This window comes from Bartonella sp. AA2SXKL, assembly GCF_042197205.1.
GTDB lineage: Bacteria > Pseudomonadota > Alphaproteobacteria > Rhizobiales > Rhizobiaceae > Bartonella.
The window spans coordinates 1-554 of sequence record NZ_JBHIRN010000277.1 but is presented as its reverse complement, the minus strand read 5'-3'; the positions used below and the strand labels follow the sequence as shown (position 1 = coordinate 554).

Genomic DNA, 554 nt, shown 5'->3' with positions numbered 1-554 from the left:
AGAGAAGAACCTTGATGCTCAAAACTCTCTTCATTTTCTGTCTTTCCCTCACTCCCGTATATCGACACAAAGCCCTTACCTGATCCCACACCAAAACCTGTTTCATGGGTCTCTGAATGGCTTTTATGGTGATCTGTCATGCCATCAATCGTCACATTTTCTCCGCTCACATTGATATCTTGACCGGAAAGAAGATGAGAAGCAGAAATCTTGGCTTCTCCTTGTGCGTCTAACACGATGTTGCCCGTTGCCCCAAGGATAGAGGAGACCGTTGTGGTATGCGATTGAGATGTATCGGACGATTTCTCATGCAAAAAGCCACTTGATGACGATTGTGCTTGCTGATCCAACTGTTCTTGGGCGCCTTTGATAGTAATCTTTCCCCCAGAGTGAATGGTAATATCCGCTTTTTTCTGATCTCCTGGTGCTTTCTCTCCTGACGTTTCCTCTGCCTTACCGGCTACGAGCGTCGAGGCGACAACTTCCGTGTTGTTTCCGGAATCAATGGCAATGCCTTCACCCCCTGTTATGCTTGACCCCACAACTTGGCGCAC

The 554-nt window shown here is 47.7% G+C and carries 1 pseudogene; it reads right to left on the bottom strand.

The window, feature by feature from the left end:
* Window positions 1–554, bottom strand: a pseudogene (locus ACFINS_RS11225) (hypothetical protein); the annotation flags it as partial.